The sequence below is a fragment of the Mycobacterium farcinogenes genome, assembly GCF_019739075.1.
Classification (GTDB): domain Bacteria; phylum Actinomycetota; class Actinomycetes; order Mycobacteriales; family Mycobacteriaceae; genus Mycobacterium; species Mycobacterium senegalense.
Genome location: NZ_CP081673.1, coordinates 1232637 through 1251486, shown reverse-complemented (window position 1 = coordinate 1251486; position 18850 = coordinate 1232637). Strand labels below are relative to the sequence as shown.

Sequence of the window (18850 nt, the reverse complement as noted above, 5' to 3'; positions counted from 1 at the left end):
TTGCCCTAGGCGTCCTCGAGCGACAGCTTGAGCCGATTGCCATACTGACTCAGCGATGCGGCGGTGAACATCTCATAGTGGGTGCAGTCGACCGAATGTGCTGTGATCTTGCCGGTGACGAACGGCCGCCAACTCCGCAGGTGAGATCGGATCGCTGCCCGATTCCGCGTTCGGCGCCATCGAGACCGCATCGTCGTGCCCGTATTGTCGTCAGGCTCGTGGCTCGAAGCGGAGAAGATGATGACGTCGCCGTCGAATACCTCGGGTTCGTGTTCCAGCAGACGTAACTGGTTCGCGTTGAGGCATTTGACCATGAACTCGACCAGCGCCTTGGCCGGCGGCGCGAAGCCCGTCCCACTGTTCTGTTCGGTGAACTTCTCCACCTGCCGGTAGTTGAGTGGCCGCCGATGCGCAGGGGCATCAATGTGGTTGGAGCCCAACATATATTCGAGCACCAAACCTTCGGCCAACGCGTGGTTTTTCGCCACGGTGCGGTAGGCACGGGCCTGCAATCCTCGTGCTTTGTTCACATTGAGAGCGGCATCCATCAGGATAAGACGTTGCACCTGGCAACCGCGGCGCTGGAGCTCGATGGCTACCTCGTGCGCAACGACACCGCCGAAGGACCAACCCAGCAGCCGGTACGGCCCTTCGGGATAGAGAGCTTGAAGTCGGTCGGCGTAGCTCTCGGCCATGCTCCGGATCGACACCGGCTCGGCTTCCTCCGGTTGAAGAACCTGATTGAGACCGATGATGGGTCCGTCCAGGTACTCACCGAGCACGCGATAAGACCAGCTGAGCCCGAAACCGTCATGGATACACCACAACGGGACGCCCGCACCGTCTTTGAGCGTATCTACCGGCACCACTTCCTGTTCGCTGTCGGCACTCCCCACTCGGCGCGCCAGGCGCCGCACCGAGGGTGCGTCGAACATGACGCGGACCGCCAGATGGGTGCCCAGCGACTTGTTGATGGCGGCGACCGCTCGCATCGCCGACAGCGAGTCGCCGCCCAGGTCGAAGAATGAGTCATCGATGCTGACGCGGCCCAACCCGAGCACCTCCGCGTAGACGCCGGCCACGATCTGCTCGGTCGGAGTTCCCGGTGCGCGATAGACGCTCACCTGGTAGTCGGGCGCAGGCAAGGCCCTGCTGTCGAGTTTTCCATTGGGGGTGAGTGGCAGTGCGTCCACGACTACCACCGCCGCCGGAACCAGATAGGTGGGTAACCGCTGCGCCAAATCAGCCCGCAACCGCTCAGGGTCCGTCGTGCCCGGATCCGTTTCGGTGACGTATCCGACCAGTCGCTTGTCCCCCGGCCGGTCCTCACGCGCGATCACCGCAGCCTGATCCACCCCAGCCACGGCAGCCAAAACCGTCTGAATCTCCCCCAACTCGATGCGATACCCACGAATCTTGACCTGCTCATCAGCCCGGCCCAGATACTGCAACTGCCCATCAGCACCCCACCGCACCACATCCCCGGTGCGATACATCCGCACCCCGGCCCCACCAAAAGGACAAGCCACAAACCGGGACGCGGTCAGATTCGAACGTCCCAGGTATCCGCAGGCCACACCGCGCCCGGCCACGTACAACTCACCCACCACCCCCACGGGCACCGGACGCAACCACTGATCCAGCACGAACAACGCCGCCGTCGACACGGGCGCACCGATCGGCACCACCCCCGCCCCCGCAACCAACGGCGCAGTCATGGACGCGTACACCGTCGCCTCGGTCGGCCCGTAGGCATTGATCACCACCCGCCCTGGCGCCCAACGTTCAACGACCTCGGCGGGGCATGCTTCACCGCCGAGCAACAGCGCGGCTGAACCCAAGCCTGTTGGCGAAAGCGCCGCAACGGCGGAGGGGGTCTGGGTCAGTACGTTGACTTGTTCGGTGACCACGAGGTCGTGGAAGTCCGGGGGTGAGGCAGTCACGTCTTCAGGGACCACGACCAGCCGGCCACCGGTCAGCAGCGCAGCCCAGATCTCCCACACCGAGAAATCGAAGGCATACGAATGACACTGGGTCCACACCTGTTTCGGCGGCAAGCCGGCCGGCATCGACGCGGCCAGATGAGCCAGGCTGTGGTGGGTGATGGCCACGCCCTTGGGCGTACCCGTGGTGCCCGATGTGTAGATCACATAGGCGATATCGGCGGCCGCGGGCGACGGTACCGCCGTGGCCGGGTAGTCGTCGATCACGGCATCACCGATATCGATCACCGGCACATCGAATCCAGCCAGCCTCTCGCTACGTGCCGCAGTGGTGATCGCTACCGAAGGCCTGGCGTCTCCGATCATGAACTGCACCCGTGCGTCGGGCAGCGCCGGGTCGATCGCCAGGTATGCCGCTCCCGCCTTCAGTACCGCCAGCATCGCGATGATCGCCTCGGCGCTGCGGCTGAACAGCAGCGCCACGCACGAGCCCGCACCGACACCTCGATCGCTCAACAGGCGAGCCAATCGGTTCGAGGCCCCATCCAACTCGCCGTAGGACATCGAGCGACCGGCGACACTCACCGCCGTGGCAGCTGGGGCAGCGGCCGCCTGCTGGGCGAACAACGCCGGTACGGATGTCGGGGGCGCCGAATCGGTCAACGCCGTCCAATTACCGATCCCCTCGATCACGGCTCGCTCGGCCTCGTCGAGCAGATCCACCGACGACACCGAACGGCTCGGATCGGCGATGAGCGCCCGCACCACGCGCTGCAACCGATCGACCAGGATCTGGATGCCGGCCGCATCGAACACATCGGTGCGGAACTCGACCATCCCCCCGATTCCGGCGGGTTCACCGGTCTCACTGACACGTTCCTCGAAAGAAAACGCCAAATCCATTCGGGCGGAATGGGTATCGGCAGACAACGGGCTCACCCGAACATCGTTCAGCAACGAGACTGCCGCAGACTCACCGCTGTCTTTCACGGCGAAGTTCTGCCACGCGAAAAGCACCTGGATCAGCGGGTGATGGGTGAGGCTACGGCTGGGATTGAGTCGATCTACGAGAACTTCGAAGGGCACGTCCTGATGCTCATAGGCCGCCAGGCTGCGGGCCCGCACTTGCTCCAACAGCGCGGCCACGGTGGGATCACCGGCCAGATCCACCCGCAACACGAGGGTATTGACGAAGAAGCCGACCAGATCGTCCAATGCCGGGTCACGCCGTCCCGCGATCGGGAAACCCACGGCCACATCACTGCTGGCACTCAGCTTCGACAACAGGATCGCCAAGGCCGCCTGCATCACCATGAAACTGGTGGCGTCGTGCTGCCGAGCCAGTTGGGCTATCCCGAGTTGTACCTCCACTGGCCAGTCCACGGCCACACTGGCACCTCGATAGTCCGCCACCTGGGGATAAGGACGGTCCGTCGGCAATTCGAGCCGCTCGGGCAGCCCCGCCAGCGCCTTCTCCCAATAGGCCACCTGGCCGGAGATGACGCTGTCGACGTCGGCCAGGTCGCCCAGAAGCTCACGCTGCCAAAGGGTGTAATCCACGTACTGCACCGACAACGGCTCCCAGTCCGGAGCCAGGCCGGCGCATCGTCTTGCGTATGCCACCCCGATATCGCGCATCAGCGGCCGGATGGACGATCCGTCGGCAGCGATGTGATGCACCACCACCGTCAACACGTAATCGTCAATTCCGGTGCGGAAAAGTGTTGCACGCACAGGGATCTCGTTGGCCAGATCAAAACTGTGCCCGATCTCGGCGCTGACCGCATCGGTCAGCCGCTCGATCGGCCAGCCGTCCGCGTCCACGATCTGCCACGCGAAGTTCACCTGGTCAGCGGGCAGCACCACCTGTTGCGGAACACCGTCGCAGGCGGCGAACACTGTGCGCAGGCTCTCATGGCGGCCCACCACGTCCTGCAGCGCTGAGCCCAGCGCCTCGGCGTCCAACGCGCCGCTGATCCGATAGGCGGCAGGCATGTTGTAGACCGGTGAAGGCCCCTGCAACTGGTCCAAGAACCAGAGGCGCTGCTGGGCGTAGGACAGGGGCACCACCGATGGTCGCTCCTGGGCCCGTAGCGGCGGTCCAGTGTGTTCGGCAGCATGGATGCTGATCCACTCAGCCAGCGCTGCCACACTCGGTGCGTCGAACAACGCCTTGATCGGGATGTCGACGCCGAACTCGAGCCGGGCACGGGCGATCAACCTCGTGGCCGTCAGCGAATGGCCGCCCAGGTCGAAGAAACCGTCGTCGATACCGACGCGGCTCACTCCGAGGACTTCACCGAACAACGCTGCCAACAAGCGTTCTCGCTCATCCCTCGGAGCCCGGTAAGCCACACCACTGCTGAATTCGGGAGCCGGCAACGCCCGGCGGTCGAGTTTGCCGTTGACTGTCAGCGGCAGCGAATCCAACACCATGATCGCCGCAGGGACCATGTAGTCGGGTAATCGACGGCTCGCGAAGCTGCGCAGCTCGGTCACCCGCTCGATCGCCGCCGGATCATTGACATACCCGGCCAGGGTGCCCACCGCGGTCCCCGGCAGGTAGACATCTGACAGGGCAATGGGGGGGTGGGTGCCCGTGGGGCGGGTGAAGATGACATCCATCCGGCCATCAGTCGGCGACCAGGTGACAGCGGTGCGATACCCCAGATCGCGGCCCAGCCGGTGGCACTCGTGCGGCAACACGGAATCTTCGCAAGTCCAGGTGCGGGAACGTAATTCACCGATCGTGGACCGAACATCGGATTCGGCCAACGCCTGCGCCAGCGCTACGTCCGGCCAGATCCCGGCGTGGGGCACGCCGGTGACACGCAGTTCCGGGGGCCGTTGAGCGCGTAGGTGACTCTCCAGCGCATCAAGGCCGCCGAAGTGTTGCCAAGGCTCGGATGGCAGCCGGGCGACGGAGTAAACCGGTGCGGGTGCTTTGCGCAGCACGACCTCGTACCGATAGCGGCTGAGTTCATTGACCGCCTCCATCCCCTTCAACTGCAACTCGACCGCCGCTATCCCGGGCAGGTGCTCGGGCAGAGCCACGAAGAACTCCGGCGCCAACAGCAGTTCCTGCTCGGCGAGCATCTCTCGGCGAATTCGCTCGGCTACCGTCGCCGAGTCCTCGTCGCAGCCGCTGTCGGCGCACACAACACCCGCGGTGAATGCGCGTAACAACGACAAGTTGCGCACGTCGCCCAGGAACAACGCCCCTCCGGGGGCCAGTGACCGCATCGCCACCGCCAACACATCCAACAGGTAGCCCGCGCTCGGGAAATACTGGATGACGGAGTTCAGCACAACCACGTCGAAGTGCCCGGGCGGCAAGCCATCGGCTGCGTCGGCAGGTTGCACCCGTAACCGCACCCGATCCGCCCAGTCCTGCCCCGCCACGCCGGCCCCCAGGGATTCAATCGTCGGCGCCGAAAAGTCAGTGCCCCAATACTCGACGCATTGGGGAGCTACGTGGGTGAGAACTAGACCGGAACCGACACCGATCTCCAACACCCGCTGCGGCCGCAGGTCCAGAATGCGGTTCACCGTGTCCGCACGCCAATCCCGCATCTGGTCCAACGGAATCGGCTCCCCGGTGTAGCTGCTGTTCCAGCCGCCGAAATCCTCACCCAGTGCCGTCGGTGCGCCTTCGGTGAAGGATTCGCCGGTATACAGGTCGCCGTAAACCCCTTGCCATTGCTCGACCAATTGCAGTTCGCGCGCCGGTTCACGAACCAGCATCATCTCTTTGTCGAGAACGACATAGCTGACCAACTGATTGTCGCTGGTTCCGTCGTCCGAGATCGACGAATGGGCAACCGTCACCGCTTGGGCCACTCGCGGTTCGGCGGCGAGTACGGCCGTTATTTCGCCGAGTTCGATGCGGTAACCCCGGATCTTGACCTGCTCATCAGCCCGCCCGCCATACCGCAACTGACCATCAGCACCCCACGACACCAAATCCCCAGTGCGATACATCCGCGACCCAAAACCACCAAACGGACACGCCACAAACCGCGACGCCGTCAACCCCACCCGACGCACATAACCCACCCCAACCCCACGCCCAGCCACATACAACTCACCCACCACACCCACAGGCACCGGACGCAAAAACCGATCCAACACAAACAACGCCGCACCCGGCACCGGCAAACCAATCGGCACCACCGAACCACCAGCCCGCAACGGAGCACTCACCGTCGCATACACCGTCGTCTCCGTCGGACCGCAACCGTTGAGCATCACCCGCCCCGGCGCCCACCGATCCACCACCTCAACCGGACACGCCTCCGCAGCCACCATCAACGTCACCGCCTCCAGACCAGCCGGCGAAAGCATTCCCACCGCCGACGGAGTCTGACTCAGCACCGTCACATGCTCGTCCACCACCAGGCTGTGCAGCTCCTGCGGGGAACGCGTCACCTGCTCGGGCACCACCACCAACCGGCCACCATGCAACAACGCACCCCAGATCTCCCACACCGAATAATCAAAAGCCAACGACGAACACGCCGACCACACCTGCTCCGGCCCCAACCGCACACCCACATCCAACCCATCGAAAAGCCGCGTCACATTCCGATGCGTAACCGCCACACCCTTAGGCAACCCAGTCGTCCCAGAGGTATAGATCACGTACGCCACATCATCAGGCGCCGCACACGCCAACGGTGTCGACCGTTGGCCATCGATGCGAGGATCGTCGACGTCGATGACCATCACATCGCAGCCATCGAACCGCTCGGCCAACCCAGCCGTCGTGATCGCCACCAGCGGACCGCAATCCGCCAGCATGAACTGCAGCCGCTCCTTGGGATGAGCCGGATCGATCGGCAGATACGCGGCCCCGGTCTTGAGCACCGCCAAGATCGACACGATCGCCCGCGCGCAACGATGCAACAACAGCGCCACATAACCGCCCGGACCCACACCGTGGTCGATCAACAAACAGGCCAACCGATTCGACGCCTCATCCAACTCCCGATAAGTCCACGACCGCCCTTCGAACCTGACCGCCACCGCCTCCGGCGCCCGATCCACCTGCGCACCGAACAACTCCGGAATCGAAGCCCCGACAACAGGGCGCGTCAACACCTCACGACAACCGAAGACATCCAAACGAGCGGACTCGGCACCATCCACCACATCCACCGACGACACGGTCCGAGCCGGATCCGCAGTCATCGCCACCAACACCCGCCGCAACCGCTCGACCATGATTTCGATACTCGATGCGTCAAACACATCAGTACGGAACTCCACCGTGCCCCAGATACCGGCCGGAGCACCGCTGGGCGTCCAGTGCTCGCGAAGGAAGAACACCAGATCCATTCGCGCGGAGTGGGTGTGCGCCGCCAACGGCGCGGCTTGCACGTTCCCCAGCGCGAGTGCAGCCGAGGGATCGTCGTCCAGGCCGGGGAAGTTCTGCCAGGCGAACATCGCCTGAATCAGTGGGTGGTGCGTAAGACTGCGAGTCGGGTTGAGCCGCTCCACCAGCACCTCGAACGGCACGTCCTGATTTTCGTAGGCGCCCAGGGTGCTGGCACGTACCTGCTCCAGCACCTCGGCGACGGTCGGGTCCCCGCCCAGATCAACCCGCAGCACCAACGTGTTGACGAAGAAGCCCACCAACTCGTCGAGGGCCGGGTCGCGCCGACCGGCGATCGGGAACCCCACTGCCACATCGGTACTGGCACTCAACTGGCCGAGCAGAAGCGCCAATGCGGCTTGTACAACCATGAAGCTGGTGGCGTTGTGTTCTCGCGCTACTCGCGCGACCTCTTGCTGCATCTCTGGTGGCCAATCAATGGCCACGCTGGATCCCCGGTAATCGGCGACCGGTGGATACGGCCGATCGGTCGGCAGTTCGAGCAGCTCGGGCAGCCCGGACAACTGGCGTTCCCAGTACTCCACTTGCGCCGCGATCGGACTCGCGGCGTCGGCCAGCTCACCCAGATGCTCGCGCTGCCACAGCGTGTAGTCCACATACTGCACGGGCAAGGGCATCCAGTCGGGGGCCTGACCGACACAACGGGCGGCGTAGGCCATCCCCAGATCACGTACCAGCGGCCCGATCGACCAACCATCTGCGGCGATATGGTGCACGACGGCGACCAGCACGTGTTCACTGTCGGCCAGCTGAAAAAGCGTGGCCCGCAAAGGTATCTCATTGGTCAGGTCGAAGGTGTGACCGACCTCGGCACTGACCGCCTCGGTCAGCCGATCCACGGACCAGTCCTGCGCGCCGATGATTCGCCAGCCGAAATCTGCGTCCTCTTCAGGAACGACTACCTGCCGAGGCACGCCGTCGACTGCTGGGAACAGCGTCCGCAGGCTCTCGTGCCGGCAGACCACATCAGCCAGCGCTGCCCGCAACGCCTCGGTGTCCAAGTCCCCGGTGATCCGGTACGCGGTGGGCATGTTGTAGGTGGCGACCTCGCCCTGGAGCCGGTTGAGAAACCACATCCTGTTCTGGGCATACGACAGCGGCACCACCGCCGGACGCGGCCGAGCGGTCAGCGCCGGCAGGCCCCCGGACCCCGCGCCGATCCGCGGTGCCAGCTCGGCGACGGTAGGCGCATCGAACAGAGTTCGTACCGCCAGCTCTACGTCAAGACTGGTATTGATCGCTGCGATCAATCGCATGGCAGAAAGGGAATCGCCGCCGAGCTCGAAGAAGGAATCATCGATCCCCACCCGCGGCAGTCCGAGCACTTGCGCGTAGACGCCGACCAGGATCTCCTCCACCGCGGTGGTCGGGGCCCGGTAACGCTCGCTGTCCGAGTAATCCGGTGCGGGAAGCGCTTTCTTGTCCAGCTTGCCGTTCACGGTCAACGGCAACGTCTCCAGTATCACCACTGCCGCGGGCACCATGTATGCCGGGAGCCGCTGCGCGAGCAGACTCCGCATCTCACCGGCATTCACTGCCCCGCGGGACACTTCGGTGATGTATCCGACCAGTCGCTTTTCCCCCGCCCGGTCCTCACGCACGACGACCACGGCTTGCCGCACCCCATCGAGCGCGGCCAGGACCGCCTGAACTTCGCCGAGTTCGATGCGATAGCCGCGAATCTTGACCTGCTCATCAACCCGACCCAGATACTGCAACTGCCCATCAGCACCCCACCGCACCACATCCCCGGTGCGATACATCCGCATCCCGGCCCCACCAAAAGGACAAGCCACAAACCGGGACGCGGTCAGTGGGCTACGGCGGATATAGCCGACACCAACCCCGTGGCCCGCGACGTACAACTCACCCACCACCCCCACGGGCACCGGACGCAACCACTGATCCAGCACGAACAACGCCGCCGTCGACACCGGCGCACCGATCGGCACCACCCCCGCCCCCGCAACCAACGGCGCGCTCATGGTCACACCCATGGTGGTCTCGGTGGGCCCGTATGCGTTTACCATCAGCCGACCCGGCGCCCAGCGATCCACCACCTCGGCAGGGCAGGCCTCACCTGCCACCATCAAGGCAGTCGACTCCAAGCCCACAGTCGCGAGCATGGCGGCCGCCGACGGTGTCTGAGTCAGTACGCTGATCCGTTCCGCGACCAGGAGGTCATGAAAGTCCTCTGCTGAGGCGACCACCGATTCCGGCACCACCACCAATCGGCCTCCGTGCAACAGCGCGCCCCAGGTTTCCCACGCCGAAACGTCGAATGCCAGTGAGTGGCATAGGGGCCAGGCACCGCCGAGAGGTACACCGAGCCCGGACAGCATCAGCTGGGTGATGTTGTGGTGAGTAATCGCCACCCCTTTCGGCACACCGGTGGTGCCCGAGGTGTAGATGACGTACGCGATATCGTCTGCCGACGGCGGCGGCAGCGGAGCGCTCGGCCACGTAGCCGGCGTTTCATCGTCGACGTCGACAATCGCCGCGTTGTGGCCTGCCACCCGGTCCGCCAATCCACTGCTGCTGATCACCACAACGGGGTCCGCATCGGAGAGGACGAACTCGATCCTGGCGGCTGGATGCAGGGGGTCGATCGGCAGGTATGACGCACCGGATTTGAGCACCGCAAGGATCGACACAACCGCCTCGGCCGAGCGCTCCAACAGCACGGCCACGCAACGGCCAGGCCCTGCACCGTACTGGATCAACCGGTGTGCCAGCCGATTCGACGCCTCGTCCAGCTCCTGGTAGGTCATCGAGTTTCCGACGAAAGTCACGGCGGCTGCGCTCGGGGTGCGCGCCACCCAGCGGGCGAACACGGCCGGAACCGATACCGGAAGGACCGGAGCGATCAACGCCCGACGATTGCTCATCTGGTCCAGCAGCAGATGATCCGCCTCGTCGAGCACATCGAGCGCCGACAGCCGGCGGGTGGAATCGGCTGTCATCGTGGTCACCAGCCGCAGCAGCCGTGCTACCAGCCCCTCGATTGTGGTTGCGTCGAACACATCGGTGCGGAACTCGACCTTGCCGCCGAGCCCAACCGGGTCGCCAGCTTCATCGAAGCGCTCTCCGAGAGAGAACACCAAATCCATTCGAGCCGTTCGGGTATCCACAGGCAACGCGGTTACCTGGGCCTCGCCGAAGAGGGTTTCGGCAGAAGCGCCCTCGGCGAAGTTCTGCCAGGCCAGCGTCACCTGAACCAGCGGGTGATGGGTCAGGCTGCGGGCGGGGTTGAGCCGGTCCACCACGACCTCGAACGGCACATCCTGATGTTCATAGGCGTCCAGGGCGGACTGGCGAACCTGCGCCAAGAGTTCGGCAATCGTCGGGTCGCCGCCGATGTCCACCCGCAATACCAAGGTGTTGACGAAGAAACCGACCAGGTCGTCGAGCACCGGGTCGCCGCGCCCGGCAACCGGGAACCCGACTGCTACATCAGAACTCGCGCTCAATTGCCCCAACAGCACTGCCAAGGCGGCCTGCATCACGATGAAGCTCGTCGCATTGTGTTCCCGTGCCACGCGCGCGATCTGATGCTGGACGTCGGCCGGCCAGTCCACGGCCACGGTCGCTCCGCGAAAATCGGCCACCGGCGGGTAAGGCCGGTCCGTCGGTAACTCCAGGCGCTCCGGCAGGTCCGCCAATCGATCCTGCCAGTAGCCGGCCTGTGCGGTGATTCGGCTGTCGCTGTCGTCGAGATCACCGAGGAAGCGACGCTGCCACAACGCGTAATCGACGTACTGCACCGGTAGCGGCGCCCAGCCCGGCTCTTGCCCCGCACAGCGGCTGGCATACGCCGACCTCAGGTCGGCCACCAGTGGCGTCACTGACCAGCCGTCAGCGGCGATGTGGTGGACCACCGCAACGAGGACGTGCTCATCTTCGGCGACCTGGAACAGCGTCACCCGCAAAGGAATCTCGGCCGCCAGATCGAACGTGCGACTTTGCGCCGTGTCGACGGCTTCCTCCAGACGATCCGCCGGCCACTCCCGAGCGTCGATGACCTGCCATCCGAAGTCGGCCTGATCGGCGGGCACCACTACTTGCTGAGGTATCCCGAGGTGCGCGGTGAACAACGTGCGCAGGGTTTCCTGGCGTTCCACCACGTCGACGAATGCCTGGCCGAGAGCCGCAGAATCAAGCGGGCCAACCAACCGTAATGCTGCCGCCATGTTGTAAACCGCTGAGGGCCCCTGTAATTGATCCAGGAACCACAACCGCTGCTGGGCGTAGGACAGCGGCAGTACGGCGGGACGGTCAATCGCCACCAACGGCGCCCGTCCGCCCGAACCGGCACCGACCCGGGTCGCGAGCTGGGCGACCGAGGGCGATTCAAACACCGCCCGCACTGCGACGTCGGCATCCAAGCTGGTGTTGATCGCATTGACCACCCGAGTCGCGGACAGCGAGTCGCCCCCGAGGTCGAAGAACGAATCATCGATACCGACGCGGGGCAGTCCGAGTACCTGGGCGTAGATGCCGGACAGGATCTCCTCGACGGTGGTGGTGGGCGCGCGGTACGAATCGGCGTCGACATATTCGGGTGCCGGCAAGGCGCGCTTGTCGAGCTTTCCGTTGACCGTCAAGGGAAGCTCGTCAACGACCACGACGGCCGCCGGCACCATGTAGGACGGCAGCCGCTCGGCCAAGTCAGCTCGGAGCACAGCGCAATCGACTGCGCCCGTGTGGGCTTCGGTCACATAGCCGACCAGCCGCTTGTCGCCGGGTTTGTCCTCACGAGCGATCACTGCCACCTGGTCCACGCCCGGCAGACCAGCCAGCACAGACTGGACTTCTCCGAGTTCGATTCGGTAGCCACGAATCTTGACTTGCTCGTCGGCCCGGCCGAGATACTCCAGTTGGCCGTGCGCGTCCCACCGCACCAAGTCGCCCGTGCGGTACATCCGTGCCCCAGGCCCGCCGAAGGGGCATGCCACGAAGCGGGCTGCGGTCAGCTCACTGCGATGCACGTACCCGACGCCGACCCCGCGGCCGGCCACGTACAACTCCCCGACCACGCCGACCGGCACCGGTGACAACCACTGGTCCAGCACGAACAGTCCTGCACCCGAAACGGGACCGCCGATCGGGACGATGTTCGTTGCCGGCGCGCCCGGTTGACCCAGCGGGGCACTGATCGTGGCATATACCGTGGTCTCGGTCGGGCCGTAGGCATTGATGAACAGTCGGCTGCGCGACCAACGGTCGACGAGCTCGGGCGGGCAGGCCTCGCCGGCCACCACCAACGCCACCGATTCCAACCCTTCCGGCGCGACCATCCCGGCGGCCGAAGGAGTTTGACTCAACACGGTGACGTGCTCTGCGATCAACAGGTCGTGCAGGTCGCGAGGTGACCGCGCCACCTGCTCAGGCACCACCACCAACCGGCCTCCGTGCAGCAGGGCTCCGAAGATGTCCCACACCGAGACGTCGAATACCAGCGAGTGCCATTGTGTCCACACCTGATCTGGCCCGGCGAGGACCGGATCGACCGACTCGACCAGCTGGGTGACGTTCTGGTGAGTGATCGCCACCCCTTTCGGGACGCCGGTGGTGCCGGACGTGTAGATCACGTAAGCGAGGTCATCGGGGGCGGGGGCCGCCAAGCATGCGTCCGGATAGCTGTCAATGCGGGCGTCGTCGACGTCGACGACGACCAGCTCGATGCTCTCCAACCGTCGCATCAGCTCGGCGGACGACAGCGCGAGCACCGGAGAGGCATCGGCGATCATGAACTTCATTCGCGCATCGGGCAAGACCGGATCGATGGGCAGATACGCCGCCCCGGACTTCAGCACCGCCAAGATCGACACGATCGCCTGCAGTGAATGCTCCAACAACAAGGCCACGAACTCACCTGGCCCGGCACCCAGCCCTACCAGCAAGTGCGCCAATCGGTTCGACGCCTCATCGAGCTCGCGATATGTCATTGCCTGCCCACCGCAGGTGACCGCGACGGCCCCCGGCGCCGCAGCCACCTGCTGGGCGAATACAGCCGGGATCGACACCGCCGTCGCCGAGGCCGTCAACACCGCCTGGTTGCCGAACTCGAACAGCCCGGCATGCTCGTCCTCGTCCAGGAAATCCAGCGACGACAGCCGTCGACTCAGATCAGCGGTCATGACAGCCCCTCCACTTCGACGGTCATCGCGACCAACACCCGGCGCAACCGCTCAACCAGCCGCTCAACGCTTCTCGCGTCGAAAACATCGGTACGAAACTCCACCGTTCCTCCGATCCCGACCGGTTCACCGGTTGCACTCCACCGCTCCCCCAGGGCGAAGGTGAGGTCGGTACGCGCAGTCTGAGTCGCCTCGGTGATCGGGGTGACGCGTACGTCCCCGAGGGTCAGGCCGGCGGCCGGATCGCTGCTGTGCTGCCAGGCGAGGTTCTGCCACGACAGGATCACCTGCACAAGCGGGTGGTAGCTCAGCGATCGGGTCGGTTTGAGCCGATCGACGAGCACGTCGAACGGCACGTCCTGATGTTCGAAAGCAGCCAGCCCGCGCTGACGTACCTGCTCGAGCAACTCGGCCACGGTCGGGTCACCGCCCAGGTCAACCCGTAGCACGAGAGTGTTGACGAAGAAACCGACCAGATCGTCCAGCGCTGGGTCTGTGCGTCCGGCGACGGTAATCCCCACCGCTACATCCGAACCGGCACCGAGCTTGGACAACAACAGGGCCAGCGCCGCTTGGACGACCATGAAGCTGGTCGCGTTGTGCTCGCGGGCTACCTGAGCGATGCGCTGCTGCAGGTCCGCCGGCCAGTCCACGGCGATGCTGGCCCCGCGATAATCGGCAACACTGGGGTAGGGCCGGTCGGTGGGCAGATGCAGGCGCTCAGGCAGCCCGGCCAAGGCCTCCCGCCAATAGCTCAGCTGCGCGGCGATGCGACTGTCCTCGTCGGTGAGCTCACCCAGATGCTCGCGTTGCCACAACGCGTAATCCGCGTATTGCACCGGCAGGGGCGTCCAGGCCGGCGCCGTACCACCGCGCCGACTGGCGTAAGCCGCGCCCAGGTCGGCCACCAGTGGGGTCACCGACCAACCGTCGGCCGCGATATGGTGCACCACCGCCGCCAGCACATGCTCGTCCTCGGCTACACGGAAAAGCGCGGCGCGCAAAGGTATTTCGGTTGCCAGTTGGAACGGGTGCCGCGCCACCTCGCCGATCGCATCCATCAGCCGGTCGGTTGACCAGTCGGTGGCCTCGATGACCTGCCAACACAGCTGGACGCCCTCGGGCGGCACCACGGTCTGCTGGGGTATCCCGTCGGAAACGGTGAACAACGTGCGCAGGCTCTCGTGCCGGCCCACGACGTCGGCGAGAGCTTGCCCCAGCGCCCGGGAGTCCAGGTCGCCGGTCAGCCGCAACGCCACGGCCATGTTGTAGACCGGCGACGGGCCCTGCAGCTGATCGAAGAACCACAGCCGCTGTTGCGCATAGGACAATGGAATGTGCTCGGGGCGCGCCATTACCCGCAGCGGCGGTCGGGATTCGTCATTTCGGTGCCGATCCAATTGCAGAGCAAGGGATCCTGCGGTCGGCGCATCGAACAGGTATCGCACCGGCACCTCACGGCCGAGGGCCGACTGCAGCCGCGCACTGACCCGAGTGGCGGTCAGGGAATCCCCGCCCAAGGCAAAGAAGTCATCGTCGAGGCCGATCTGCTCAAGCCCGAGCACCTCGGCGTACGCCTGGGCGACAGTCTTTTCGAGCGGCGTCTGCGGCGCCCGAAATGCGGTGGCGGCGAACACCGGTTCCGGCAAGGCCTTACGGTCGATCTTGCCCGAGGTAGTCAGCGGGAACTCTTCGAGCACCATGATCTGGCTGGGCAGCATGTACTCGGGAAGCCGCCCGGTCAGCCATTGGCGAACCACACCGACCTTGCTGTTCGCGTCCGGGTCGTTGGCGTAAGCGCTGCGCCGCCTGGTGCCGGTCCGGGGCAGATAGAGATCGGTGAGCGCGCGGACGGCAGCCGCGTCCTGCTGCGAGATGAACACCGCATCGACGGTGCCCGGCTGAGCGCCCCAGGTCACCGCGACTCGATACCCCGCGGCCTCGCCCAAACGGTACAGCTGTTCAGGCGAAACCGAGTCGACAGGCACCGTCACCTCTGCCACCGGGACCCCGGCGGCCAGCGCCTGTTCTGTCATCACGTCGGTGATCACGCCCGTGCGGGGAATCGCGTTGACCCGCACCATCGACGGACGTTGCAAGGTCAATTCGACATGCAGCCCACTCAACCCGGCGCAGTCGCTCCACTCCCACGCCGGGGCCGCAGCCGCCGAACAAATCTGTGCCGGCGCCTTGTGGATGACGACGTCGTAGCGGTAGTGCGTCAGTTCATTGTCAGATTCACCGCGTTTGACCTGAATGTCCAGCCCGGCCGCGGAGGGATTCTCGGACACCCATGCGGCGAAGAACTCCGGAGCCAAGAGCAACTCCGGATCGCCGAGCAGTGCCCGCTGGACCCACTGGCGGATGTCGTCGGGATCGGCACCGGCGGTCCGGGCCAGTGCTACCCCTGTCTGAAACGCACTGTGCAGACTGTGGTTACGCACGTCGCCGAGGAACAGCCGACCGCCGGGAGCCAAGAGCTCTACGGCCTTGTCGATGACCTCGGTCAGATATGCGGCATTGGGGAAGTACTGGATGACCGAGTTGAGGACGATGGTGTCGAAGTAATTCGCCCGCAGACCGTCGGTCACGTGGGCGGGCTGAGCCAACAACTCTATCCGGTCTCGCCACGGGACATTCAGGTGCTCAAGTGAATTCGCCAGTGCCTCCATCGCCACAGCAGACATGTCCGTGCCCACGTACTGTTCACAGTGAGGAGCCACCTGCGACAGGATCAGGCCCGAGCCGGCACCGATCTCCAGCACTCGCCGCGGTTTCAGTGCCAGAATTCGATCTACCGTGGCCGAGCGCCACTCCCACATCTGTGCCAACGGGATCGCCGAACCGGTGTAGCTGCTGTTCCAGCCTCTGAAATCGCCGCCGAACTCCGGAGTCTCGGTGTCCGCGTCGTACAGTTCGTCGTACATCTGTTGCCACTGGTCGACGACTTCGGCGTCGTGGTCGGCGGTGCTGGTCTGTTCCAGCTCCACATAGGCGACCAGATGGTCGGCCGCGTCCCGATGACATACCGCCGCCGCGGCACGGCTCACCTGCGGACAGGCCAGCAAGGTGTTCTCGATTTCTCCCAGCTCCAGTCGCTGCCCACGCAGCTTGACCTGTGCATCTGCGCGACCGAGGTACTGCAGCGCTCCGCCGGTACCCCAGCGCACCAGGTCGCCGGTGCGATACATCCGATCGCCTGCGCCGCCAAACGGGCTGGCTACAAAGCGATCCGCGGTGAGTTCCGGCCGGCCGGCATAGCCACGGGCCAACGCCGGCCCGGCCAGGTAAAGCTCGCCCACTACCCCCACCGGCACCGGCTGCAACCGAGCGTCGAGGACCAGCGCACGTACCCCAGGGATCGGCGCACCGATGCCGACCGGTTGCCCCGCAGACAACGGCGGTGTGCAGGTCGACCAGATGGTGGCCTCGGTAGGCCCGTAGGCGTTGTACATCGACCGCCCAGGCGCCCAGGCAGTCACCAACTCGGGCGGGCACGCCTCCCCCGCGGTGAGCAACGTCTCCAGCCGCCCCGTCAGCTGAGACCGATCCAAGGTCGCCAGCACCGTCGGGGTGATCACGCCCGCATCGACACATCGGTCGTGTATCAGAGTCGTCAGCGCCTCACCGGCGTAGGAGTCGGGCGCTGCGATCACCGATGCCGCTACGCAGCCGACTGCCCAGACCATCTCGAAGACGGAGGCGTCGAAGGTCGGTGCGGCCACCATGAGCACTCGGGCCGGTCGGCCCGAATCGAACAGGCCACGTTGTGCGGCAGCCACTCCCAGTAATCCGGCATGGCTGACCGTCACTCCTTTCGGCATGCCGGTGGACCCCGAGGTGAAGATCACGTACGCGGCGTTGTCGGCGCTCAACGGCGCTGACCGGTCAGCGTCGGTGATCGGATCGGCCGACGTACCCGATACGTCCAATGTGTCGACACGCAGCACCGGGCGGTCCCCAACGCCGGGGACGGAGTCGGGGCCGCACGTAAGCACGCAACCCGCCGCGACTGTGTCCAATACGGTGGCGATTCGCTCAGCTGGATGGGCTCGGTCCACCGGTACATACACACCCCCGGCCTTGAGCACCGCCCACCAGGTCACCACCAACTCAGCGGATCGGCCGATCGCCACGCCGACCGCGCGTTCCGGCCCGACTCCGATTTCGATCAGCGCCCGCGCCAACCGGTTGGACGCCTCGTCCAGTTCGCGATACGACAGCTGCCGCGGCCCATCGATGAGCGCCACCGCATCTGCCCCGGTCGCCACCGCATCGTTGAGCAACTGATCGGCCAGCCCCACCGTCGCGTCGTATCTCGACCCAGACCAGCTGTGCAGCAGCAGTTCCCGGTCGTCGCGGTCGAGCAGACCGACCTCGCCCACGACAACCGACGGATCGGATACCACCGCCGCCACCACCCGGTCGAACCATCCCACCAGGCGCTCGATGCTGGACCGCTCGAACAGATCGGTGGCATAAGTCAGCACGCCGGCAGCCATCGGCCCGCCGTCGCTCGAGACCTCCCGGACATCGAAATCCAGATCGAACTTGGCGGTACGGGTGAGCACCGAAACGGGTTCGATCTCAGCGCCGTCGAGGGATACCTCCGGCAGCACGTTGTTCTGGAACACCATCGCCACTTGGAACAATGGGTGATGTGAGGTCGACCGCGCCGGGTTGAGTTGCTCCACCAACAACTCGAAGGGCACATCCTGATTGGCGTAGGCATCCAACGCCTTCTGTCGCACCTCAGCCAGCACCTCGCTGAACCGCAGGCCGGGGCTCATCGCCACCCGCAGTACCCAGCTGTTTACGAAGAACCCCACCAGATCGTTCAACGCGGCATCCATGCGGCCGGCGATGGCGGTGCCCAACGCCACGTCGTCGCCGACCCCGGCTCGATACAGCACCACGGCGGCAAGCGCCTGCAGCACCATCGACGCCGTGGCGTGATGTTCGGTCGCCACAGCCTTGAGTCCGGCCCACAGCTCCGGACCGATACACAACTCGACGCTCTCACCGCGATAACTGGGCACCGGCGGGCGCGGCAGATCCGTCGGTAGGGACACCACCTCCGGCAAGTCGGCCAGTTCTCGGCGCCAGTACGCCAACTGTCCGGTGATCCGGCTGTCCGCGTCGGCCAAGTCGCCCAGGTAGTCGCGCTGCCACAACGTGTAGTCGGCATATTGCACAGGCAGCGGCGACCAATCCGGAGCCCCGCCGCCGTGACGGGCAGCGTAGGCCTCAGCTACATCGCGCACCATCGGAGCCATTGACCAGCCGTCAAAAGCGATGTGGTGGAAGATGATCCCGAGCACGTATCGATCCGCCCCGATATTCCAGATCCTGGCCCGAACCGGGGGCTCAGC

2 protein-coding genes (1 of these 2 running past the window's edge) are annotated in these 18850 nt (G+C 65.2%); both read right to left on the bottom strand.

What is annotated here, in order from left to right; genetic code table 11:
* Positions 1 to 5 precede the first annotated feature (5 nt).
* The gene (locus K6L26_RS05700) at positions 6 to 13478 is read right to left on the bottom strand and encodes a non-ribosomal peptide synthetase (RefSeq protein ID WP_221852856.1); all 13473 of its coding nucleotides are present in this window, start codon (positions 13476 to 13478) and stop codon (positions 6 to 8) included.
* Positions 13475 to 18850 carry the 3' portion of a non-ribosomal peptide synthase/polyketide synthase gene (locus tag K6L26_RS05695; protein ID WP_221852855.1) on the bottom strand. 14184 nt of this gene lie beyond the right edge of the window, so 5376 of the gene's 19560 nt are visible here — the last part of the coding sequence; its start codon lies off the right edge, out of view; the stop codon is at positions 13475 to 13477. Before K6L26_RS05695 ends, K6L26_RS05700 begins: the two co-directional genes overlap by 4 nt.

Excerpts from the sequence above, each read along its gene's own strand:
- K6L26_RS05700 (WP_221852856.1), bottom strand. The coding sequence starts at position 13,478 with ATGACCGCTGATCTGAGTCGACGGCTGTCGTCGCTGGATTTCCTGGAC.